The organism is Actinomyces gaoshouyii (assembly GCF_002072175.1).
GTDB lineage: Bacteria > Actinomycetota > Actinomycetes > Actinomycetales > Actinomycetaceae > Actinomyces > Actinomyces gaoshouyii.
In genome coordinates this window covers 75,749-98,049 of sequence record NZ_MVIV01000001.1, presented here as the reverse complement: position 1 = coordinate 98,049, position 22,301 = coordinate 75,749, and the positions used below count along the sequence as shown (strand labels likewise).

The window sequence follows — 22,301 nt, the reverse complement described above, 5'->3', positions numbered from 1 at the left end:
CTTGACCGTACCGGTCGGGCTCTCCTTCTAGTGGACAAGGTGATGGCGTTCATGCGTGGCACCTCCCACAACATCTGATGTTGCTGGTCAGAGGCTATGGAACACCTGTGACCTAGGGCTCGTCGCACACGTGATGACACAATGCGGGCATGACTGATCGCCAGACCTATCGCAAGGGCCCTGTCTTCCTGCGGGGGACGCAGATCCCCCGGCAGACCTCCGACGCGAGCCTCCTTTCCGCGACCGAGCGCTCCGACTGGCTCCACGCCGACCCCTGGCGGGTGCTGCGCATTCAGTCCGAGTTCGTCGAGGGCTTCGGCGCCCTGGCGGAGATCGGACCCGCGATCAGCGTTTTCGGCTCGGCGCGCACGAAGCGGGAAGATCCCGCCTACCGCCTCGCCGAGGAGATCGCCACTGGGCTGGTCCGCTCCGGCTACGGCGTCATCACCGGCGGCGGTCCGGGCATGATGGAGGCCGCCAACAAGGGAGCCCATGAGGCCGGCGGCCTGTCCGTGGGACTCGGCATCGAGCTGCCCATGGAGCAATCCATGAACGAGTACGTCGACCTCGGCATCAACTTCCGCTACTTCTTCGCCCGCAAGACGATGTTCGTCAAGTACTCCGACGGATTCGTCGTCATGCCCGGTGGCTTCGGCACCCTTGACGAGCTCTTCGAGTCCATCACACTGGTTCAGACTCGCAAGGTCGACTCCTTCCCCGTGGTGCTCGTCGGGCGCGAATACTGGGGCGGGCTCGTCGACTGGATCCGCTCCTCGCTCCTGGGATCGGGCATGATCGCGTCACAGGACCTCGACCTGCTGCGCGTCGTCGACACCGCTGCCGAGGCGGTCGAGTACGTGGTCGCGGGCGCCCAGAGGATCCGTCCCACGTCACCGGAATGAGTCGGGCGCCGGACCGTGAGCCTTGTGTCCTACTTATCGTGCCGTCGAGAATCATGCCTTAGAATGAGAGGCAGCACCGCGGGCGGAACCGCGCGAGCACGATGGAAGGGATGCATATGGCTGCCATGAAGCCCCGTACTGGGGACGGCCCCCTGGAGGTCGTCAAGGAGGGACGCGCCATCATCATGCGCATGCCCCTCGAGGGCGGCGGCCGCCTGGTCGTTGAGATCACCCCTGATGAGATCAAGGCTCTCAGCGAGGCGCTGGCCACTGTCAAGATCTGAGCCATGCCCCGGCGCCGAGCGCCGGAACTGGTCGGCCGCTCACCCGTCCACCGTCGGAGGGGCCGAATGGCCGTATCGCACAGGAGAAGGACCGTTCCCGGATCGGGGCGGTCCTTCTTCCGTCTCCGTCAGCTCCTAGGGCGCACCTCGCTTTGAGTGGTGCGTCTTGCCCCGACAGCCACCTCTCGCCCCGGGAGGTGCCACTTGCGCCGACAGGCGCGGGCAGGACCTACCAGTGGGAGCGGCTGGCGCCCCTCGGGGCGGGTGATGCCGTAGCCGCCCTCAGCTCCGGCGCACGGCCACGAGCAAGCCATCGCCCACGGGAAGCAGGGAAGTCAGGAGCCCGTCGGCGTCCCGCAGGGTCTTGCCCAGCTCTCGGGCGGCCACCGTCACGGCGTCGCGGCGCGCGGGGTCGGCCACATGGTCGCGCCACAGCGCGTGGGTGATGATGAGCGACCCTCCGGCGCGCAGCATCCGCAAAGCGTCCGGGAGGAGGTCGGCGGCATCCTGCGGGTCGACGTCGAGCACCACCATGTCGTAGGAGCCCGCCGCCATACGGGGCATGACGTCGGAGGCCCGGCCCTGGATGATGCGCGTGCGGTGGCCGGAGTACCCGGCGGCGTCGAAGGCCCGTCGCGCCTCCCGCTGGAACTCGGCCTCGACGTCGATGGTCGTCAGCACGCCGTCGGCGCCCATGCCGGCCATGAGCCACAGTCCGGAGACCCCCGTGCCCGTGCCGATCTCGGCCACGGACTTCGCGCCCGCGGCCGCGGCGAGTGCGCGCAGGGCGGCGCCAGTGGCCGGGGAGACCGGCGAGATGCCGAGCTCGATGCCGCGCAGGCGGGCCTGGGAGGTCGCCTCGTCCTCGAAGGGGAACTCCTCGGTGTAGGACCAGGTCAGAGTCTTGTCCGCGCTCACAGTGAGTCCCTTCCATGGCGGTGAAGCGTGCGCTCGAGTTCGCCGCGCCATCCGCGCGGCAACCGAATTGTCCCAGGACCATGGGGAATTCCTCGCCCGACCCGCCGTCTTGCCCGGAGTGTGGCGTGCGGCGCGCTGGGCCGGGACACGCTGAGCCGGGAGCGGAGGCATGAGGGTATCGCGGCCCGCGCTCTCTATACTCGCCTCGTGCTGGGATTCTCCTCATCTGAGTTCGTGGTCTTCCTGCTGGTGGCCGTCGTGGTCATCGGCCCCCAGAGGCTGCCCGAGTACACTCGCAAACTCACTCAGATGGTCCGTCAGTTGCGCGTCTTCCTGGAGAGCACCAAGACGCAGATCGCCGAGGAGGTCGGCCCCGAGCTCGCCGACCTCGACCTGTCCAGCCTCGACCCGCGCCAGTACGACCCGCGTAAGATCGTGCGCGACGCCCTGGGCGAGGACCTCGACGCCATCAAGAAGGACCTCCAGTCGCCTTTCAAGGCGGTCAAGGACGCCGCCAAGGAGACCACCGACGCCATCGACGCCTCCGTCAAGGAGGCTCGGGACAAGGACCGGGCGAACTCCCTGGCCAACAAGATCGAGGAGAAGAAGGCCGAGGCCTTCGCCGCTGCCCGGGCCGTGAAGGAGGGCGAGGCCTCCACCGCCGAGCTCCCGCAGGTGGAGGCGTCCCAGGCCGATCCGGCGGCCGGTGCCGAGGAGAGGGATGAGGCCGAGTCGGCGGGGGAGCCCACGCCTGTCGAGCCCGTGACGGCTGATCCCGCCGCTCCAGAGCCCGCCGTCGTCGCGCCCACCGCTGACCCGATGACCGAGCCGGTGGCCGTGCCGGCCTCGCTGGTGGAGGATCCCGCAGCCGCGTCGGCGGCCGCATCCAGCGCGCCGCGCCCACTCTCGCCGCGCGACATCGTGCGGGCCGCCAAGGAGGCCTCTCGCAGCCGCGTGGCCGCGGCGTCAGCGCCCGTCGACTGAGCCCCCTCAGTCATTCGACTGGGCTCAGCCCGTGGAACGGTGCGTCGGCGATGATGCTCCGCACCGATGGTCGCGATGAGCGCCTCCGGGCGCGTTCTCACCGCAGCCCACAGCGCTCGGCCCATCCATCACTGCTGAAGCCCGGCGAGGGGCCCCGGCGCGCCCCGATCGCGTCGCGCCACCCGCCCCGAACCGGTCTCGTTTCTAATATCGACCGGTCTCGATGCTGTTTTCGACCGGTCTCGGTGCGGGGGGAGAGAGAGAATCAGGCGGGGGTGACGCCGAGGGGGCGTCCGGCCAGGCCCCGGGAGCGGTGGGACAGCCTCTGCGCCACCGCCGAGAGCTCCTGGGCGGCGGGGGCGTCCGCGGGCGCGCGGCCGCCCCCGCCGATGGTCGCCGGTACGCCGGTGTCGGAGCCCTCGCGCAGTTTGATGTCCAGGGGAAGTTGGGCGAGCAACGGCACGTCGTAGCCCAGCGTTTCGGTTAGGGAGCCGGCCACGGCCCGGCCGCCGCCGGAGCCGAAGATCTCCAGGCGAGAGCCGTCGGGCTGCGTCAAGTAGGACATGTTCTCAATGACGCCCACCACCCGCTGCTTGGTCTGGGTGGCGATGAGACCCGTGCGCTCGGCCACCTCGGCCGCCGCCTGCTGGGGCGTGGTGACCACGAGGATCTCCGCGCCCGGCAGCAGCTGCGCCACGGAGATCGTCACATCCCCGGTGCCGGGGGGCAGGTCGAGGAGGAGGACGTCGAGGTCCCCCCAGAAGACATCGGAGAGGAACTGCTGGACCGCGCGGTGCAGCATGGGGCCGCGCCACACCACGGGCTGCTTGTCATCGACGAACATGCCGATCGAGATGAGTTTCACGCCGTGAGCGATGGGCGGGACGATCATGCCATCGAGCTGGGTGGGCACCTGCTCCGAGCCCAGCATCCGGGGGATGGAGAAGCCGTAGATATCCGCGTCGACGACGCCGACGCTCAGGCCCTGCGCGGCCATGGCGGCGGCGAGGTTGGCCGTCACCGAGGACTTGCCGACGCCCCCCTTTCCGGAGGTGACCGCGTAGACGCGGGTGAGCGAGCCGGGCTGGGTGAAGGGGATGACGGGCTCCGCCGCCCCTCCGCGCAGCTGGGAGCGCAGGGCCGCCCGCTGCTCATCGGTCATGACGCCCAGGCTCACGCGCACACCGGTGACGCCCTCGACGGCGCCGACCTCCCGCGTGGTGTCCTCCGTGATCGTGTCCTTGAGCGGGCAGCCAGCCACGGTGAGGAGGACATGGACGCTCACGACGCCGTCTGGTGAGATCTCGAGGGAGTCCACCATTCCGAGCTCGGTGATGGGACGGCGGATCTCAGGGTCGTTGACGCGGGCGAGAGCATCGCGGACGGCCTCTTCAGTGGGCATGGGCATGCCCTCATCCTACGGGCTCGTCAGCTCTGGGCCCACCGTGTCGGATCAGGGGGAGGGGGCGAGTGGGAGCGGCGGTGAGGGTCGGGCCCCGTGGGAGCCTTCGGGGGAGGCCGTCTCGGCCAGGACGGGCGCTTCGTCGCCCTCGGCGTGCTCGTCATCGCCGAGCTCGGAGATCTCCTCGCGGATGGCGCGCTCCTCGGCGAGGATCTCGGAGAGCATGTCCCGCAGCTCGCCGCGCACGAAGTCACGAGTGGCGACGTCGTTCATCGCCAGGCGCAGCGCGGCGATCTCCCGGGTGAGGTACTCGGTGTCCTCCAGATTGCGCTCGGCGCGCTGGCGGTCCTGCTCGGCGGTGACGCGGTCGCGGTCGTCCTGGCGGTTCTGCGCCAGCATGATGAGGGGGGCGGAGTAGGAGGCCTGGGTGGAGAAGGCCAGGTTGAGCAGGATGAACGGGTAGGGGTCCCAGGCCTTGGAAGCACTCGCCAGGGCGATGTTCGCCACGATCCAGGTGATGACGAAGACCGTCATGTACAGGACGAACCTCGGCGAACCCATGAAGCGGGCGGTGGCCTCCGCGAAGCGCCCGAAGGCGTCCGAGCGCGAGGACCGGCGCGGGCGCAGCCCGCGCAGCCGGCGACCGCGTCCCTGGTCCAACGGCTGATCGAGCTGCTCAGGCATTGGCGCTCCTCTCGATCATCTCGTCGGTGACGGCGTCGTCGGCCTCGCGCCAGTCATCGGGCATGAGGTGGTCCAGCACGTCGTCCACGCTCACCGCGCCCACGAGGCGACCGGCCTCATCGCACACGGGCATGGCCGTGAGGTTGTACGTGGCCAGCAGGCGCGTGATCGTGCCGATGGAGTCGGTGGGTCCGACGGCGCCGAGGTCCTTGTCCAGGATGCGCCCCACCATCTGCTGGGGGCGCTCGCGCAGGGCGCGCTGGAGGTGGACCATGCCCAGGTACATGCCCGTCGGGCTCTCCAGTGGCGGGCGGCACACGAAGGCCACCGCCGCCAGGGCCGGGGGGACCTCCGCCTTGCGGGCCCGGGCCAGCAGGGTGGCCACGCTCGCCTCGGGCGGCAGGATGATCGGCTCGGTGGTCATGAGGCCGCCGGCGGTGTACTCGTCGTAGCGCATGAGGCGGCGCACGTCGGCGGCCTCATCGGGCTGCATGAGCTCGAGGAGCTCGTTGGCCTTGAGCTGGGGGAGCTCGGCGACGAGGTCGGCCGCGTCGTCGGGCTGCATCGCCTCCAGGACGTCGGCGGCGCGGGCCGACTCCAGGGCGGACAAGAGGGCGACGGCGTCGTCATCGCCCAGCTCCTCGACGGCGTCGGCGAGGCGGTCGTCGGGCAGCTCGCGCGCCACCTCGACGCGGCGGGTGGGAGGGAGGTCCCGCAGCGCCTCGGCCAGATCCGCGGGCCTGAGGTCCTCCAGGGTGGCCAGGAGGGCGGTGACGCCCTGCTGCTCCATGCCGCCTGCCAGGCCCGTGACCTCGTCGGGGCGGACCATGGCGGTCTCCCCGCGCCGCAGTCCCAGGGGGCCCGACGAGGCGCGCTGGACGAACAGGCGGGTGACCTTCCAATCCATGCCGGCGTCGCGCTCGATGGCCACATCGCGGATTTCCACGGTGCCCGTGCCGTCCTTGAGGGTGACGACGCGGTCGAGGAGCTCGCCGACCACGAGAGTCTCGACCTTGCGCTGCTCGAAACGGCGCATGTTGACCACTCCCGTGGTGATGACCGCGCCCGGCTCGATCGCCGTGATGCGCGACAGCGGCAGGAAGACGCGGCGCCGTCCGGGCACCTCGATGACGCAGCCCACCGCCCGGGGCTCGCCGCGCAACTGGATGAGGACGACGACATCGTGGACGCGGCCGACGGGATCCCCGAGGGGGTCGAAGACGGTCGTGCCGACGAGCCGCGCCACGAAGACCCTGTTTGCGCTGCGCGCCCTGCTGCTCTCCACGGGCACAGCCTAGCCGCATCCGAGAGGGCGGGCCCGTGAGCCGGCGGGCGCGAGGACGGCCCGCTGGAAGAGCCCTCGGCGAATCCTCGTGCCCGCCGGCTCCGACGCTCGCCTACTCAGCGCCGCCTCGCGCTGTCCTGAGCCCTAAGACGGATTGTGACGGCTTATCGAGAAGCGGTAGTAGCTGACGGTGAAGATCATGGCTGGAACAAGCGAGTACATCCAGGTTGTGAGGTCCGCCCATGTGCTGAGCGCTGAGAGGGGCAACCCCCGGATGCAGCAGGTGATGATCTTCATCACAAGGAGTCCCCAGAGGAACTGAAGTGCCGTTTTATTCCGCAGTCGCGCGCTCTTCTGAGCGGTCATGATGGCCCCATATGCCTTCGGCTGTGTTCGCGACCACTAGATTACCTGTGGGCATGGCTTCGCGTAAATAGTGGTTCCATGGCGCGATGCGGTCGTTGCGAGTTCGTGATGCATTGCATTGGCTTATTCCTCCTGCTGTCGACCCTATGGTTTTGCATGTGCCTCTTCGGAATCGAGAGCGCGGTCGGCGCGGCGGAGGTCTGATGAATACTCCTGACTGGAATCGAGTGGCCAGGCACTCACTCGCTGCTGATTCCTGAGGGGCGCCATCGGACCGATATTCCCCCGCCGCCCCGTGGTCGCTGAGAGCGGATCGGGGCGACGGAGGGCGGACCGGCTCGTCTCCGCGGCGGTCGGCATGGGACGATGGGGTCATGAGCATCCAGATGGGTCCTGACACGATCGTCGGTCGCGGGGGCGCGCTGCCCCAGGGGGAGGAGATCGCCTCCTTCGCCACCTACGCGCAGGCGCAGCACGCCGTCGACTCCCTGTCGGACGAGGGCTTCCCCGTCCAACTGCTGTCGATCATCGGCACCGATCTGCGGCAGGTCGAGCGCATCACCGGCCGCCTGAGCTGGGGGCGGGCGGTGGCCAGCGGCGCCGGGTCCGGGCTGTGGATCGGCGTGTTCTTCGCCCTCATGATGAACTTCATCGGCAGTGCCTCGACGTCCCCGATGCTCCTCGGCGCCGTGCTGCTGGGCGTTGTGTGGGGGATCCTCTTCCAGGTGGTCGGATACGCGCTCACGCGCGGTCGCCGGGACTTCACCTCCATCAGCCAGGTGGTGGCCTCGCGCTACTCGATCCTCGCCGCGGACCGGGTCCAGGAGGCGGCTCGGGCGCTGGCGGACGCGCCGGGCAACCTGAGCCGGGGCGGCCAGGCCGCGTGCCGCGCCGAGGAGCGCCGTCGCGCCCGCGCGGAGTCCGCTGACGGGCCCACGGCGTTCGGATCGCGCCCCGACGAGCAGCCCCGCTTCGGCGTGCGCATCCAGCCCGACGGCGCGGTCTCGGGCGGCGGGGCTGCCGCCACTTCCGGGGCCTCCGGCGCTGCCGGTCCTGCCGGGGGAACTGAGGCGGGCGGGGCCGCTCGGCCCAGTGGGGGCGGGACTCCGGTTCCCGAGGACCACGACCCCTACCTGCGCCGCTGACGAGGCGCCCCATCGTGGAGAGCGGCCGCCCCACGATGTCGCGCATCCCCGCATGGAGAGCGGCCCCGAGGGTCCCACGCGGGCCGGCGCCATGGGCGCCGCCTCGCAGGGCCGCCCGAGCCCGGGGCCGGGAGCTCGGACGGCCCGCGGCTCGGGCGCCTCAGGCGATGAGGCCGCTCACCCAGGCCTCGACCTCCTCGACCGTGCGAGGGATGCCCGCCGTCAGCCGCTCGACGCTCCCATCGGGGCGAACGACGACGTCGTCCTCGATGCGGATCCCGATGCCGCGCAGCTCCTCGGGGGCGAGCAGATCATCTGCGCGGAAGTACAGGCCCGGCTCGATCGTGAAGACCATGCCCGGCTCCAGTAGCGCGTCCATGCTCATCTCACGGCGGGCCTGTGCGCAGTCATGCACGTCAAGGCCCAGGTGATGGCTCGTGCCGTGCACCATCCAGCGGCGGTGATACTGGCCGTCGGGGCCCAGGGAGTCCGCGGCGGTCACGCCCTCGGGCAGCAGCCCCCACTCCTCCAGACGGGCGGCGATGACCTCCATGGCGGCGCTGTGGACGTCCTTGAAGCGGCAGCCTGGCTGGTTCGCGCGGGCGAAGGCGGCATCGGCGGCGTCGAGCACCGCCTGGTAGACGCGGCGCTGCGGGCCGGTGAAGACGCCGTCGACCGGGATCGTGCGGGTGACGTCCGCAGTGTAGAGGGAATCGATCTCCACCCCGGCGTCCACGAGCACGAGCTCGCCGGGGCGCACGGGGCCGTCGTTGTTGATCCAGTGCAGGGTGTTGGCGTGGTCCCCGGCCGCGGCGATCGTGTCGTAGCCCAGGCCGTTGCCCTCCTCACGGGCGATGGCGGCGAAGGCCCCCTCCAGCACGCGCTCGCCGCGCCAGTGACCCACCGCGCGCGGGATGGAGCGGATGAGGTCATCGAATCCGGCCTTCGTGGCGTCGACGGCGGCCCGCATCTGGGCGATCTCCCAGGCGTCCTTGCGCAGGCGCAGCTCGCTGGCCGCCTCCAGGAGGCGGTCGTCCACCTCGGTGGCGGCCCGCCCACTGGCCAGCCCCGAGGCCTGACGGACCTGGTCCACGAGTGCGGTGATGGCCTCATCGGCCTGGGCGATGACGCGCAGGTGCACGCCGTCGGCCCCGGCGTCCTTGGCCAGGGCATCGCCGAGGCTATCGATATGGGCGCAGCGGATCCCGGTGACGGCCTCGACCTCCTCGATGGAGGGACGCGGCCCCACCCACAACTCGCCGTAGCGGGGGTCGGCGTAGAACTCCTGGGAGATCCGTGAAGCACGGGGCCGGAAGTACAGGACGCCCTCATGCGTGGGCTCTCCCTCGGGCGCGGGGGCGCCGGGCGGAGTGAGGGGCTCCAGGACGAGCGCCGCGTCGGGCTCGAAATCGGTGCCGGTGCCCGTCAGGTGGCAGAAGGCGGAGTGCGGGCGGAAGCGGTAGTCGCAGTCGTTGTTGCGAACCTTGAGGGGGCCGGCGGGGAAGACGAGGCGCTCGCCGGGGAATTGGGCACCCAGGGCGGCGCGGCGCGCGACGGCCCAGTCGGCGGCCTCCGAGCGCGGAGGGAGCCCGGCCGGGCGAGGCCCCCAGCCGGAGCCGATGAAATCCCGGAACGCCTGGTTGGTGGGCTGGCGGGAGCGGTTTCCGCCCCGCTGCGCGAGGGACTGCCCGGCGACAACCGGGGCTTTCGGGGCGGGGGCGCCCGCAGTGATCTCGGGGGCGGCGGGCGCCTGGGGGCGGCTAGCGGGGGAGGACTGGCTCATGGGGGCATCCTCCCACCGCGGCCAGGCGCCCGCCCAGCCCGGACGGCCGGGCTGGGCGGGCCGTGCTCCCTCAAGCCGCAGGCTCAGGCATCGGCGCCGTCGTCGGGAAAATGGACCCCGATCTGCGAGCGGGCCTCGGACAGGACCTCGATCGCGGCCACCGAGGCGGACACGGGGTGGAGCTCGGAGCCGCGCGCGCCGGCGCTCACGAGCCGGCAGACCTCCGCCAGGAGGGGGCCCATCACCTCGGCCGAGCGCGTCACGGACAGGTCCTCATGGGATTCCTCGGGGGAGCCCGGCGCGGTGATGAGACTGATGCGCTCGGGCCACTGGCAGTGGTCGAGGAGGATCGCCCTGGACTCGCCGGAGATCTGGCTGCCCAGGGCATTGGCGGAGGTCTTGGAGTGCAGGCAGGCCACTTCGAGGCCGGCGTGCTCCCCGGTGCCGTAGGAGAGGGTGAGCGTGCCGTGGGAGTCGACGCCGGAGTCCAGGAGTTGCGCCGTGGCGGTGACGCGGTCCGGGCGCCCGAACAGATGGATGGCCAGGCTGACGGGGTAGATGCCGAGATCCATGAGCGAGCCGCCGCCGAGCGCCGGGTTGAAGGCCGGGGGGAGTTCGCCGGCCCGGTAGGCGTTCATGCGCGAGGAGAACTGCTCGCGCACGAAGGCGGCTCGGCGCAGCTCCCCGAGTCGGGGAAAAGCGGAGCGGATGGCGGCGACGCCGGGCTCGAAGGCGGTCTGCCAGGCCTCCATGAGGAAGCCGCCGGTGCGCTCCGCGGTGACGGCCATGGCCCGGGCCTGAGCGGGAGTCAGGGCGAAGGGCTTCTCCACGAGCACCCCGTATCCGGCCTCCAAGGCTGCGATCGCCTGGGATGCGTGCAGGGAGTTGGGCGAGGCGATGTAGATGACGTCGATGGGCGCGGCGCAGTCCGGGCCGTGCTCGGCGAGCATCGCCTCGAGGGTGGGATGGGCGTGGGGGACGCCGTGCTTGGCGGCATAGGCGGCGGCGCGCTCGGGCCTGGCCGAGGTGACGGCGACGATCTCGGCGGCGGGCTCGGCGGCCACGGCGCGGGCGAACCAGGCGGCGATGAATCCCGCGCCGACGACGCCGAAGCGCACCGGGCGCCCAGCGCTCGCGGAGGGCCCGGTGCGGGTATGGGGGAGGGGCGCGCCAGATGCGACGACGGGGGAGGGACGGCCGGTGCTCGCTGTGCTCATGGCCCCACTGTTCCACTGAGCCGGCGCCCTGTCACCGGCTGTGGCCGGCGGGGCGCGTACCCGGCCGGCCCGTGCCCCGCCGGCGGGCGTGCTCCTGCGCCGCCCGGCACGCCCTCCTAGACTTGGCCGGTGCGCATCGACCCCCACACCCACTCCTCCTGCTCCGACGGCACGGACACCCCGGCGGAGCTCATGCGGGCAGCCGCCCAAGCGGGCCTCGACGTCGTCGGCCTGACCGACCACGACACGACGATCGGCTGGGAGGAGGCCGAGGCCGCCGTGCAGTCCACAGGAGTGACCCTCCTACGCGGCACCGAGATCTCCTGCGCCGCGAGTGGGGTCACCCTCCACCTGCTCGCCTACCTCTTCGATCCCGAGAACGCGGACCTCGCCAAGGCCTTCGCCCACGCCCGCGACTCCCGGGGAACCCGCGCCCAGCACATGGTCGAGCGCATCGCCGTCGACTACCCCATCACGTGGGAGGACGTGCTCGTCCAGTCGGTCGGCCACAGCATCGGCCGGCCCCATATCGCCGATGCGCTCGTCGCCGCGGGCTCCTTCGAGAACCGGGACGCAGTCTTCGCCGGTCCCCTGGCCGTCTCCAGTCCCTACTATGTGCCCTACTGGGCTCTCGACCCCGTCGAGGCCTGCGCCCTCGTGCGGGCTGCCGGGGGCGTGCCCGTTGCCGCCCATCCCCGTGCCTCCGAGCGCCAGCGCCGGCTCGTGCCCGATGAGACTTTCGCCGCGATGGCCGAGGTCGGGCTCGCCGCCCTGGAGGTCGACCACCGCGACCACGGGCCCGCCGACCGCCGCGCCGCGCAGGACCTCGCCGATCGCCTCGGCCTGGGCGTCTCGGGATCCTCCGACTACCATGGCGCCGGAAAGCCCAATCGACTCGGGGAGAATCTCATGCCCCCCGAGCTCCTCGAGCGGATCGTGGACGAGGGGACCCTCCCGCTCGTCGCCCCCTGATACCAGGGGCGCCCGCACCTTCCCCGCCTCTGCCGTATTCGGTCGCCGCGGCCCGCTGGCCGCGGCGACCCGGCTCAGTCCTGGCCGGCGGAGTCGATCGGCTTGCCGCCGCGCGTCCGCTTGCGGTTCCTCGCGCGCAGCGGGGCCTCGCCGTCGCAGACGCGCCCGGAGGGCTGCCGGCGCTCGCCGTCCTTCGGAGCCCGCGAAGCGCCGCCGCCCCGGCCGCCTCGGGAGCGCGAGCCCCGCCCATCGCGGCCCCTGGCCCCGCCGCGGCGATCGCGTCGGTCATCGCGCCCGCTGCGCTTGCCGGTCTCGCCCAGGTCCTCGATCTCCTCGGCGTCGAGGCCGGCCAGTGTCCGCTTGGAGCGCGGCAACGTGCCCGTGGTGCCCTCGGGGATCGACAGGTCGGAGTGCAGGTGCGCGCTGGTGTGGTAGGTCTCGATCGGCTCGGTCACCGGCAGGCCCAGGCCCTTGGCGATGAGCCGCCAGCGCGGGATGTCATCCCAGTCCACGAAGGTCACGGCCGTGCCCGCGTTCCCGGCGCGGCCCGTGCGCCCGATGCGGTGGACGTAGACCTTCTCGTCCTCGGGGCACTGGTAGTTGATGACGTGGGTGACGTCGTCGACGTCGATGCCGCGGGCGGCGACATCGGTGGCCACGAGCACGTCCACCTTGCCGTTGCGGAAGGCGCGCAGGGCCTGCTCGCGCGCCCCCTGTCCCAGATCGCCGTGCAGCGCACCGGTGGCGAAGCCCCGTGAGGCCAGGTCGTCGGCCACTCGCGCCGCCGTGCGCTTCGTGCGGGCGAAGATGATCGTGCGGCCCCGGCCCTCGGCCTGGAGGATCCGGGCGACCACCTCCACCTTGTTCAGGGCGTGCGTGCGGTAGACGACCTGCGCCACCGACTTGACCGTCATCGACTCATCCCCGGGGTCCTGGGCGCGGATGTGGGTCGGCTGAGTCATGTAGCGGCGGGCCAGGGCGACGACGGCACCCGGCATCGTGGCGCTGAACAGCATCGTCTGGCGGTCGGCGCGGGTGCGGGCCAGGATCTTCTCCACATCGGGCAGGAAGCCCAGATCCAGCATCTCATCGGCCTCGTCGAGCACCACGGTGGTCACGTGGGCGAGGTCCAGGACGGCGCGGTCCATGAGGTCGATGAGGCGCCCCGGGGTTCCCACGACGATCTCGGCACCCTTCTCCAGGGCCTCGATCTGCGGCTCGTAGGCGCGACCGCCGTAGACCTGCACGATGCGCACGGTGCGCTTGGCCGCGGCCTGCTCCAGCTCGACGGCGACCTGCTTGGCCAGTTCGCGTGTGGGCAGGACGATGAGGGCCTGCGGGCTGCCGGAGGCCGGATCGGAGTCCCAGCCCTCCTCACCGGGGCCCAGGGTGTCCATGAGCAGTGGGATGCCGAAGCCCAGGGTCTTGCCGGTGCCGGTTTTGGCCTGGCCGATGATGTCGTTGCCCTCCAGGGCCACCGGGAGGGTGAGGGCCTGGATGGGGAAGGGGTGGATGATGCCCTTGGCGGCCAGTGCCTCGCAGATCTCGGACTCGACGCCGAAGTCCGCGAAGGACTTGATGCTCAGGTCCGCCTGGGCGCCCTCATCGGTGATGTCGGGGGCTGCCTCGTCCAGGACGGGGGCGTGGGCACCCGCGGTCTCGATGAGGCCCGAGGCGGGGGTGCTCGCGGGGCTGGTCGGGCTGGGGGCGCTGGCGGCCGAGCCGGCCTCGGCGGGGCTGGTGATGACGGGGTTCTCGTCGGTCACGACGTTCCTTCGGATGTGGACCGCGGCCCAGTGCCCGGCGCGGAGGGGGGTCCTGCGCGGGCCGACAGGGCCCCGCCGCCCGGGCCGGCGGGGCCCTGGGCCGCGCTTGCGGTCGTATGTGTGGCAGCCGATCGTGAATCGTGTCCCGTTCAGGGGCCAGGGGCGCCGCCGCGCTCTGGGCGCGGCTCGCGGGCAGGCGGGACCAGGCTGCTGGACGACCGGGCAACCGTGGACGTCGGCAGACTACCGGTCATTCGCCCTCGCGGCGGTGATGCGACGGCGATTGCCTCCGGTAGGTGGGGCACATCACGCGCCTTCGCCAAGGCGGCCGCGGGAGCGGGGCCTTCGCTCTACGCTTTGCCCATGAGCCCTTCCGTTCCTGACCCGGTCCCCGCCCCGCCGCCCCCGACCCCCGCCCCCAGCGCGCCCGATGCCTTCATGGCCGCCGTGCTCGGCGTCGTCGGCTACAGCTGCTCCGTGGCCTGCACGCGCTACGCCAAGGACGCGGACAGGGCCCCGGCGATGCCCTTGCGCGTCGAGCTGCTGCGCATGAGCGCGGCCAAGGTGAGTGCCTTCGATGCGATCATCCGCATCGGCGCCGATGAGGGCGTGGACGTGCCGGCGGCCGCCGAGCGCTTCCTCGGCTCCCTGGGCGACGTCGACGATCGCCTGCGCCCCCACGACTGGGTCGAGCGGCTGGTCAAGACCTATTTATCCTTCGGGCTGCTCGTCGACTTCGGCATGGCCCTGACCGATTCCCTGCCCCCGCGTGTGCGCGGCGCCGTCCTGGAGGCCCTGTCCGAGGACCGCTTCGGCTCCTTCGCCGCCGCCGAACTCATGGCCGATCTCGACGGCGACCCCCAACTCGCCGCCCGCCTGGGTCTGTGGGGTCGCCGGGTGGCGGGCGAGGAGATCGGCGCGATCCAGCTCATGCTCGCCCGCTTCCCCGAGCTCGCCGGCGGGGAGCAGGGCGCGGCGCGCCTGAGCGCCGTCCTGTCCTCCGGCATGACGAGCCGCATGAAGGGCCTCGGGCTGCGCGTCTGAGACCGGTAGGATCGCGGGCGGGCGGGCCGTTCCCGGCAGGCGTCGCGCGGGCGGCGCAGGCTCAGATCCCGAAGCCGACTCGGCGCTGCTCAGCGGCCCCGAGCTCGGCGTAGGCCAGGGAGCCCGCGGGCACGAGCACCTTGCGGCCCCGGTCATCCGTGAGGACGACATCCTTCGTCGCCGAGTCGGACAGCGCGCCCAGGACCTCGTCGTGGGAGGCGGAGGTCTCGATCTCGATCTGACGGGCGGCGTGCTTGAAGCCGAGGCTGACCTGCATGGTGACTCCTTGAAGAGCGGATCGGGGGGCGGATTGTGCGCGGGCGGCCCCGAAGGGTCCCGCGTCGCTGCCCCGATCGTAGGGCGCCCGTGGTCGACGACGGCGACAGCGCGGGTCCGGCGGCGTCGGTTTTCGCGCCGCGCGGACGGGGCGCGGTCGGGGGAGGGCCGGAGCGCTGAGCCGGGGCCTTGCGCGCGCCTATGCGTGTCGGTGAGGCGTGGTGAGATAGACCCATGCGGATCCAGGAGGCCACCCCGAGCACCGGCAGTGCCGGCAGTATGGCCAGCGCCGCGAATCCGGCGATCATCGCGTCGCCGCGCCTCCTGCCGGCTCCCGCCCCCGAGCCCCTGCCGGAGCCGGATGCGTCCGCGCGCGCCGTCCTCGAGGCGGTCGCCGGCGGGGACAACATCGTTGTGCTCGGCGCCCCCGGCACCGGAAAGACGAGCCTCGCCCTGCGGATGCTCGCCGGCGCCGTCGGGCGGGGGACCGACGCCGTCCTCCTGGCCCCCACGCGCGCCCGCGCGGACCGCCTGCGCCAACGCGCCGCATCCCTCCTCGGCGCCCGCGGCGGGGGGGTGGTCCGTGCCCGCACGCCCGCCTCCCTCGCCCTGACCATCCTCACCGCATCCCTCACTCAGCGCCCGGACCCGCTGCCCGCCCCGATCCTGCTGGCCGGCGCGGAGGAGGACGCCGCGCTCGCCTCCCTCATCCGCCCCGAGCAGTGGCCCGGCCTGCCGCCCGAGGCCGTCGGATCGCGCGCCTTCCGAACCGAGCTGCGCAACCTGCTCGCCCGCGCCGGGGAGCTCGGCGTCACCGCCGACGACCTCGCCGGGCTGGGTCGTGCCCTCGACGTCCCCCTGTGGGGGCCGGCCTCCGCGCTCCTGCGCACCTGGGACGCCCAGGGCCGTCCCACCGCGGAGCGCCGCGCCGATACCCGCCGCATGGACACCGCCCGCCTCCAGGACCGCGCCGCTGAGGCCCTGGCCTCCTGGGACGCCGACGGCGTCGCCGTCCCCCGGCCCGTGCCCGGCCTGGTCATCGTGGATGACTACCAGGACTGCACCGCCGCCACCGCCCGGTTCCTGACCGCACTCGCCCGCTCCGATGAGCGCGGGCACCGCGCCCAGGTGGTGGTCCTGGGGGACCCGGACGTCGCCGTCGAGACCTTCCGCGGCGGCTCTCCCAGCCTTCTGCCGGCCGCCGAGGACCGCTCCGGGCTCGCGGCGCGCCGCCTGCGCCTGAGCACCCTGCACCGCGGCACGCCCGCGCTCGCGGCCCTGTGGGCGGATCAGGCCGGGCGGCTGCCCGTCACGGGATCAGCCACCCACCGCCACCCGAGCCTCAGCCCGGAGCGGGGCGGCGGCGCGGCTACGACCGAGCCGGTGCCGGGCGGGGCACCGCCGGCCGGGCCGGGGGATGCCGGCGCTCCCTCGGGGATCGAGCCGATCGTCGCCTCCTCCGCCGCGCAGGAGGCCGCTCATGTGGCGCGCGCCCTGCGCGCCGAGCACATCCACCACGCCACGCCCTGGCGGGAGATGGCCGTCATCGTGCGCTCCGCCGGGCGGGCCCGTGCGGTCGCCCGCGAGCTCGGGCGGCGAGGGGTGCCCCTGGCGGCCTCCGCCCCCGCCGTCCTGCTGCGCGCCGAGCCCGCTGCGGCAGCCCTCCTGCGGGTGTCCCGCGCCGCTGTCGACGGTCGTCTTGGGGCAGTGGGCGAGCCACCGGAGCGCACTGCCGCGATCGACCTGCTCACCAGCCCGCTCGTGGGCCTCAGCCTCCTGGACCTGCGCCGTCTGCGCCGCCGTCTGCGCGAGGATCGTCCCGCCCGGACGGTCCCGGACGAGCACCTGCTCGCCGCCCTCGCCTCCACCAGTGCCGGTGGGGATCTCGCCGCGGAGCTCGCCGAGGAGCCCCTGGCCGAGCAGGCCGCGCGTCTGGCCCGGGCCGCCCGGATCATCGAGGCCCTGCGCGGCGTCGCCGCTCTCCAGGGCCCGCGGTGCGATGACGGGCCGGAGAGCGCGGAGGCGCCGGATGATGGGCGCATCGACGCCGAGGCGCTGCTCTGGGCGGCCTGGAGCGCCTCGGGTTGCGCCGAGCGTTGGCGCCGTCTCGCGCTGGCGGGCGATCACGGGGCGCCGCTCGCCCGTGCCGCCGAGCGCGACCTCGACGTGGTCACCGCGCTGTTCAAGCGAGCCGAAGTCTGGGCCGAGCGGCATCCCGGCGCCCACGCCACCGCCTTCCTCGACGAGCTGGCCGCCGAGGTCCTCCCCTCCGACTCCGTGGCCCCCGCCGGGGTTCGCCCCGAGGGCGTTGCCGTTCTCACCCCGGCCGCCGCCGCAGGCCGCGAGTGGGCCACCGTCGCCGTCATGGGGCTGGGCCGCGATTCTTGGCCTGATCTGCGCCTGCGCGACTCCCTCACCCGTTCCGGCCTCCTCGTGGACGCCGCCACCGGCCGCTTGCCCGTCGGCCCCGACGGCGCCCCCATCGGTGCGCTCGACGTCACCGCCGCCCGCGCCCAGGTGCGCGCCGACGAGCGCCGCATGCTCCTGGCCGCCCTCACCCGCGCCACCCGCCGCCTCATCGCCACCGCCGTCCAGGACGATGACAACTCGCCCTCCTCCTTCCTCATCGAGGTCGCCGTCGCCGCCGGCCGCCCCCTGACCGATGCCGACGGCGACCCGCTCATCGCGCCGGATACCGGCGATCTCACCCTGCGCGGCCTGGTCGGTGAGCTCCGCCACGCTCTCCTGGCCGCCCAATCGCCCCAGGCCACGGCGCTGGCGCGCCAGCGGGGTGCCCGCGCCGCCGCCCTGCTCGCGCGCCTGGCCGGGGCAGGCGTGGCCGGCGCCGATCCGGCCACCTGGGGCGGACTGTCCGAGCCCACCTCCACCGAGCCCCTCGTGGCGGACGGCCAGCCGGTGCGCGTGAGCCCCTCCGACGTCGAGGGCCTCACCACCTGCGCGCTGCGCTGGTTCCTCCAGCGCAACGGCGCCGGCGGCGCGCCCACGGGCGCTCAGGCGCTCGGAACCCTCATCCACTCGCTCGCCGAGCGGGCACAGCGCGAGGGTCTGCGCGGGCAGGCCCTCATGGAGGCCCTCGAGGCGCGCCTGCCCGAGCTCGGCCTCCCGTCCACCTGGATGGGCTCCCTCGAGGCCGAGCGCGCCCGCGAGATGATCCGCCGCCTCAACGCGCGCCTCGAGGACGTGCCCGGTCAGGTGGAGGTCGAGCGCTCCATCGACGCCACCCTCGCCCTGCCGCTGCCTGCCGGCACGGACATTGGGGAGGGGCAGGGCGATGGCGGGGCCCCGACATCGGGCGGCGCTGGCGGAGCGACGATCGAGGTGCGGCTGCGCGGCCGCATCGACCGCCTCGAGGTCATCGAGGGGGAGGTCCCTCCCGCGGCCGGTGAGCCGGGCGCCCCTCTGCCCGGCGGCACGGGCCAGCGCCTGCGCCTCATTGATCTCAAGACCGGCAAGAGCGCGGGCGAGGGAGACGCCTCCCGCCACCCGCAGTTGACCGCCTACCGCTTGGCCCTGGAATCCCTGGGCTATCGGGTCGACGGCGGGGCGCTCGTCCTCCTCGGTGCCGAGCCGCGCAAGAATAATGGTGGCGGCGTGCGCCTCGCCCCGGATGCCGCCGCCCTCGCTCCCATCCCCGACCCCGAGACCGGCGAGGACTGGGCCGCCGCCCTTGTCGCCGGCGCCGCCCTGGCCGCCAGGGGCCCGCGCCTGCGCGCCACTACGGGCCGTCACTGCCATTTCTGCGCCGTCAAGGACGCCTGTCCCGCCGTCGACGAGGGGAGGAGGACGCTCCCATGAGCGAGCCCCGGACCACTGGCCGAACCGACCAGCCCGACGCCAGGCCGGGCCCCAGCCCCCGGGCGCTGGCCGAGGCACTCGGCCTGCCCCCGCCCACGGCCGAGCAGTCCCAGGTCATCGCCCACCCGCTGACCCCCCTGCTCGTCGTCGCCGGCGCGGGCAGCGGGAAGACCGCCACCATGAGTCAGCGTGTCGTCCACCTCGTGGCCAGCGGCGCCGTTCGCCCCGACCAGGTCCTGGGACTCACCTTCACCCGCAAGGCCACTGCCGAGCTCGCCTCGCGCGTGTCCGCCCGCCTCGGCCAGCTCGCCGAGGCGGGGCTCCTGCCCGGAGCGACCGAGGCCGACGGCGCCGCCGCCGAACTCGGCGAGCCGACGATCTCCACCTACAACTCCTTCGCCGCCGCACTCGTGCGCGACCACGGCCTGGGCATCGGCGTCGATCCCGACGCCACGCTCATCACCGCGGCGCGCGCCTGGCAGATCGTCGACGACATGCTGGCCGAGCGCGTCACGCCACTGCCCCTCGACCCCACCCCCACCACCGTGCGCGCCGTCCTGCGCGTCGACAGCGCCCTGTCGGAGAACCTGCTCGACGTCGAGGAGGCCGCTGAGGGCCTGGATGACCTCCAGCACCTCTTCGCGGGACTCGCCGGTGTGAGAGGCCTGGCCGGCATCTTCAAGACCAGGGCGGAGACCATGGCCACCCAGCGCGCCCTCCTCGAGCTCGCCGCCGAGTACCGCGAGCACAAGCGCCGCCACGGGCTCGTCGATTTCGGGGACCAGATCTCCCTGGCGTGCCGGATCGTCGAGGAGGTCCCCGGCGCCGTCCGCGCGCTCGGCGAGCAGTACTCCGCCGTCCTCCTCGACGAGTTCCAGGACACCTCGGTGGCCCAGACCCTCCTGCTCTCCCGCCTCTTCGCCGGGGGAGGCGTCACCGCTGTCGGGGACCCCAACCAGGCGATCTACGGATGGCGCGGCGCCAGTGCCGGGGCCCTCGACTCCTTCCACGCCCGCTTCAACCCCGCGGGCACCGAGGCCCTGGCCGCGGGGGCGGACCCCGCGCTCGCCACGCCCGTGCTGCCCCTATCCACCGCCTGGCGCAATGACCGGCGCATCCTCGATGCCGCCAACATCATCTCCGCCCCCCTGCGCGACCGCAGCCCCGAGCCGGGGGACGCCGCCGTGGAGCGCATCCCCGTGACGCGCCTCGTCCCCCGCTCCGCGGCCGCGGGTCTGGCCGAGGGCGCCGTCCGCGTCGCCTTCCTGTCCGATCCCCTCGCAGAGGCCGAGGAGGTAGCCGAGTTCATGGCGCGGTGCTGGGGGCCGCGCGCCGAGCTCGCCGTCCTGTCCCGCACGCGCTCCCAGCTCCTCCCCATCGCCGACGCGCTCCAGGCGCGCGGCATCCCCTACGAGGTCGTCGGCATCGGCGGAATGCTCGGCGTTCCCGAGGTCGCGGACCTCCGTGCCCTCATCACCGCGGCCGCGGACCCCGAGCGGGGGGACCGCCTCATGCGCCTGCTGAGCGCCGGGGACATCGGCGCCGCCGACCTGCGAGCCCTCCACGCCCTGGCGCGCCGCCATACCCGCGGTCCGCAGCGGCCCGCGGAGCGCCGGGGCGGGATCGCCGACCCCGCCCTGCCCGGGGCCCCGGTCGACGGCCAGGAGGAGGCCCCCGAGGCACCGCTGCTCACCGAGGCACTGGAGACCATCGCCCGGCGCGCCGAGGAACCGGGCGGCGACGGTCCCATCGAGGGCCTGTCCGAGGCCGGGCGCGCTCTCGCCCTGCGCCTGGCCCGCGCCCTGCGCCGGGTCCGCACCGCCCTCGACCTACCACTGCCGGACATCATCGACATCGCCGAGCAGGCCCTCGACCTCGATATTGAGATCGCCGCCATGGGCCCCCAGTGGGGCGGCCGGCGCGCCGTCGACGCCTTCAGGGCCGTGGCCGAGCAGTACGCCGCGGACACCGAGGCCCCGACCCCGGCCGGGTTCCTCAACTGGCTCCAGGTCGCCCAATCCGAGGAGAACGGGCTCGACGCCCCCGAGCCCGCTCCCGAGCCCGGCGCCGTCCAGCTCCTCACCATGCACGCCGCCAAGGGCCTGGAATGGGACGCCGTCGCCGTCATCGGCATGACCGAGACCGCCTTCCCCTCCTACCGGGGCAAGGCCGAGGAGGACGGCGCCATCAAGACGGGTTCCTGGACCTCCAGCACGGAGGAGTTCCCCCATCCCCTGCGCGCCGACGCCGGCGAGCTGCCGCCCTTCGAGCTGGGGGCCCTGGAGCCCCCGCACGTGGACAAGGAGGACGTCAAGGACATGTGGGAGCGGTACACGCGGGCCCTGGGCCGCCACGTCATCGCCGAGGAGAGGCGCCTGGCCTACGTGGCCGTGACCCGCGCCCGCCACGACCTGCTGCTCACCGGATCGCACTTCGTCAAGACAGGCAAGACCCCGCGGTGCATGTCCCGCTTCCTCGCCGAGGTCCTGGGCGACGGTGGAGGGGCTTCGCCCGCCACCGTCTGGGGCCCGGGCCTGACTGAGCTCGGCGACGGGGCCTCCAACCCCCTCCACGATGCCACCGCCTCAGCCTGGTGGCCGGTGGAGCACCCCGCCGGGCCCGGAAGCCCTCGCGCGGCGAGGATCGCGGCCGCCCGTGCCGTCGACGCCGCCCGCCGCGCGTCCGTGCCGCAGGCCGGAGAGGATCCGGTGCCGCCCACGGATCCACTCGTGGCCCGATGGGAGGCCGAGGCCGAATTACTGCTGGCCGAGCGCCGTCGGACCAAGGACGCACTTACCGGGGTGCGCATGCCCTCCCACCTGGCGGCCACAAGCCTGGACCGTCTGCGCGCCGATCCCGCCGCCTTCGCCCTCGACCTGCGCCGCCCCCTGCCGCCCGAGCCACGGATCGCCGGGCGGCTCGGCACCGTCTTCCACGACGCCATCGCCCAGCGCCTCGCGGGTCGCGCGGCCCTCATCCCGCTCACTGATGCGGGCGTCCCCGACGCCCTTCCCCCGGCCGACCGGAAGCGCGTCGAGCGCTGGCTCGCCACTGCCGAGTCCCTGCCCCTCCTGGAGGGCCGCGCCCTGCACGCCACCGAGGTGGAGCGAGAGCTCACGCTGGGCGGCACAACGCTGCGATGCCGGATCGACGCCGTCTTCGCCGCCCCGGACGGCTCCTGGCTCATCGTCGACTGGAAGACGGGGCGCCGCCGCGTCCCCGTGGGCCAGCTGAGTGTCTACGTCCATGCCTGGGCCGCCAGCCAGGGGATTGCGGTGGACCGGGTGAGCGCCGCCTACGCCTATGTGGACTTGGGTGAGGTCGACGAGCTCACGCCGGCGGATCTGCTGCCACTGGATGCCGTCGAGGGCCTCCTCGCCCCAACCGCATGATTCCAACGAATCCGGCCATCGACGGAGCGGTTGGGAGGAAAGCGATCCTCCAACCCCGCCTCTTC

Annotated in this window: 16 protein-coding genes; 8 read left to right on the top strand and 8 right to left on the bottom strand. The window is 73.1% G+C overall.

Translation table 11 applies throughout. The features are described from left to right. Positions 1–149: 149 nt before the first annotated feature. Both B1H50_RS00370 and B1H50_RS00365 read left to right on the top strand, forming a co-directional pair. Positions 150–902 carry an LOG family protein gene (locus B1H50_RS00370; protein WP_080461826.1) on the top strand — a complete coding sequence of 251 codons (753 nt, stop codon included), beginning with the start codon at positions 150–152 and terminating at the stop codon, positions 900–902. Positions 903–1,018: 116 nt separating this feature from the next. Continuing rightward, on the top strand, positions 1,019–1,186 hold the full coding sequence (locus B1H50_RS00365; RefSeq protein ID WP_017177161.1) for a DUF3117 domain-containing protein: 168 nt from the start codon (positions 1,019–1,021) through the stop codon (positions 1,184–1,186). 282 nt (positions 1,187–1,468) lie between these two features. Here the strand turns inward: B1H50_RS00365 and B1H50_RS00360 are convergent, their stop codons facing one another. Continuing rightward, a complete protein-coding gene (locus tag B1H50_RS00360; RefSeq protein ID WP_080461825.1) occupies positions 1,469–2,104 on the bottom strand; it encodes an O-methyltransferase in 636 nt (211 codons plus the stop codon). A gap of 207 nt (positions 2,105–2,311) precedes the next feature. Here B1H50_RS00360 and B1H50_RS00355 point away from each other — a divergent pair, with 207 nt between their 5' ends. Next, positions 2,312–3,088 (top strand): Sec-independent protein translocase family protein, encoded by a 777-nt coding sequence (locus B1H50_RS00355; RefSeq protein WP_080461824.1) that lies wholly within the window; start codon positions 2,312–2,314, stop codon positions 3,086–3,088. 265 nt (positions 3,089–3,353) lie between these two features. On the opposite strand, the gene B1H50_RS00350 is transcribed toward B1H50_RS00355, so the two are convergent. From B1H50_RS00350 to B1H50_RS00340, 3 genes are read right to left on the bottom strand one after another with little or no spacing between them, the layout of a single operon-like run. Continuing rightward, entirely contained in the window at positions 3,354–4,496 is a 1,143-nt protein-coding gene (locus tag B1H50_RS00350) for an Mrp/NBP35 family ATP-binding protein (RefSeq protein ID WP_080461823.1), read from the bottom strand. Positions 4,497–4,541: 45 nt separating this feature from the next. Further along, complete coding sequence (locus B1H50_RS00345; protein WP_080461822.1) at positions 4,542–5,174, bottom strand: DUF1003 domain-containing protein; 633 nt, start codon at positions 5,172–5,174, stop codon at positions 4,542–4,544. Further along, positions 5,167–6,459 carry a magnesium transporter MgtE N-terminal domain-containing protein gene (locus tag B1H50_RS00340; RefSeq protein WP_080461821.1) on the bottom strand — a complete coding sequence of 431 codons (1,293 nt, stop codon included), beginning with the start codon at positions 6,457–6,459 and terminating at the stop codon, positions 5,167–5,169. Before B1H50_RS00340 ends, B1H50_RS00345 begins: the two co-directional genes overlap by 8 nt. Before the next feature lie 740 nt (positions 6,460–7,199). On the opposite strand from B1H50_RS00340, the gene B1H50_RS00335 reads away from it, so the two are divergent. After that, positions 7,200–7,970 (top strand): YflT domain-containing protein, encoded by a 771-nt coding sequence (locus B1H50_RS00335; RefSeq protein WP_080461820.1) that lies wholly within the window; start codon positions 7,200–7,202, stop codon positions 7,968–7,970. A gap of 160 nt (positions 7,971–8,130) precedes the next feature. Here the strand turns inward: B1H50_RS00335 and B1H50_RS00330 are convergent, their stop codons facing one another. Both B1H50_RS00330 and B1H50_RS00325 read right to left on the bottom strand, forming a co-directional pair. Next, a complete protein-coding gene (locus B1H50_RS00330) occupies positions 8,131–9,753 on the bottom strand; it encodes an aminopeptidase P family protein (protein WP_080461819.1) in 1,623 nt (540 codons plus the stop codon). Positions 9,754–9,836: 83 nt separating this feature from the next. Beyond that, a complete protein-coding gene (locus tag B1H50_RS00325; RefSeq protein ID WP_080461818.1) occupies positions 9,837–10,970 on the bottom strand; it encodes a Gfo/Idh/MocA family protein in 1,134 nt (377 codons plus the stop codon). Positions 10,971–11,099: 129 nt separating this feature from the next. On the opposite strand from B1H50_RS00325, the gene B1H50_RS00320 reads away from it, so the two are divergent. Next, on the top strand, positions 11,100–11,942 hold the full coding sequence (locus B1H50_RS00320) for a PHP domain-containing protein (protein ID WP_080461817.1): 843 nt from the start codon (positions 11,100–11,102) through the stop codon (positions 11,940–11,942). A 74-nt stretch (positions 11,943–12,016) separates the two neighbouring features. Here the strand turns inward: B1H50_RS00320 and B1H50_RS00315 are convergent, their stop codons facing one another. After that, positions 12,017–13,708: a DEAD/DEAH box helicase gene (locus B1H50_RS00315; RefSeq protein ID WP_095532441.1), complete on the bottom strand. Its 1,692-nt coding sequence runs from the start codon at positions 13,706–13,708 to the stop codon at positions 12,017–12,019. Between the two features lie 363 nt (positions 13,709–14,071). On the opposite strand from B1H50_RS00315, the gene B1H50_RS00310 reads away from it, so the two are divergent. After that, the gene (locus tag B1H50_RS00310) at positions 14,072–14,752 is read left to right on the top strand and encodes a ferritin-like fold-containing protein (RefSeq protein WP_080461816.1); all 681 of its coding nucleotides are present in this window, start codon (positions 14,072–14,074) and stop codon (positions 14,750–14,752) included. Positions 14,753–14,813: 61 nt separating this feature from the next. Here B1H50_RS00310 and B1H50_RS00305 read toward each other — a convergent pair whose 3' ends face one another. Continuing rightward, complete coding sequence (locus B1H50_RS00305; RefSeq protein ID WP_080461815.1) at positions 14,814–15,029, bottom strand: DUF3107 domain-containing protein; 216 nt, start codon at positions 15,027–15,029, stop codon at positions 14,814–14,816. A gap of 233 nt (positions 15,030–15,262) precedes the next feature. Between B1H50_RS00305 and B1H50_RS00300 the strand changes: the two genes are divergently transcribed. Together B1H50_RS00300 and B1H50_RS00295 are read left to right on the top strand one after the other, a co-directional pair. Next, on the top strand, positions 15,263–18,844 hold the full coding sequence (locus B1H50_RS00300; protein ID WP_229657885.1) for a PD-(D/E)XK nuclease family protein: 3,582 nt from the start codon (positions 15,263–15,265) through the stop codon (positions 18,842–18,844). Continuing rightward, positions 18,841–22,236 carry an ATP-dependent helicase gene (locus B1H50_RS00295; RefSeq protein ID WP_080461814.1) on the top strand — a complete coding sequence of 1,132 codons (3,396 nt, stop codon included), beginning with the start codon at positions 18,841–18,843 and terminating at the stop codon, positions 22,234–22,236. The genes B1H50_RS00300 and B1H50_RS00295 overlap by 4 nt, the downstream gene beginning before the upstream one ends. Positions 22,237–22,301 lie beyond the last annotated feature (65 nt).

Excerpts from the sequence above, each read along its gene's own strand:
- B1H50_RS00350 (WP_080461823.1), bottom strand. The coding sequence starts at position 4,496 with ATGCCCATGCCCACTGAAGAGGCCGTCCGCGATGCTCTCGCCCGCGTC.
- B1H50_RS00335 (WP_080461820.1), top strand. The coding sequence starts at position 7,200 with ATGAGCATCCAGATGGGTCCTGACACGATCGTCGGTCGCGGGGGCGCG.
- B1H50_RS00295 (WP_080461814.1), top strand. The coding sequence starts at position 18,841 with ATGAGCGAGCCCCGGACCACTGGCCGAACCGACCAGCCCGACGCCAGG.
- B1H50_RS00345 (WP_080461822.1), bottom strand. The coding sequence starts at position 5,174 with ATGCCTGAGCAGCTCGATCAGCCGTTGGACCAGGGACGCGGTCGCCGG.
- B1H50_RS00330 (WP_080461819.1), bottom strand. The coding sequence starts at position 9,753 with ATGAGCCAGTCCTCCCCCGCTAGCCGCCCCCAGGCGCCCGCCGCCCCC.
- B1H50_RS00310 (WP_080461816.1), top strand. The coding sequence starts at position 14,072 with ATGAGCCCTTCCGTTCCTGACCCGGTCCCCGCCCCGCCGCCCCCGACC.
- B1H50_RS00370 (WP_080461826.1), top strand. The coding sequence starts at position 150 with ATGACTGATCGCCAGACCTATCGCAAGGGCCCTGTCTTCCTGCGGGGG.
- B1H50_RS00365 (WP_017177161.1), top strand. The coding sequence starts at position 1,019 with ATGGCTGCCATGAAGCCCCGTACTGGGGACGGCCCCCTGGAGGTCGTC.
- B1H50_RS00325 (WP_080461818.1), bottom strand. The coding sequence starts at position 10,970 with ATGAGCACAGCGAGCACCGGCCGTCCCTCCCCCGTCGTCGCATCTGGC.
- B1H50_RS00305 (WP_080461815.1), bottom strand. The coding sequence starts at position 15,029 with ATGCAGGTCAGCCTCGGCTTCAAGCACGCCGCCCGTCAGATCGAGATC.
- B1H50_RS00300 (WP_229657885.1), top strand. The coding sequence starts at position 15,263 with ATGCGGATCCAGGAGGCCACCCCGAGCACCGGCAGTGCCGGCAGTATG.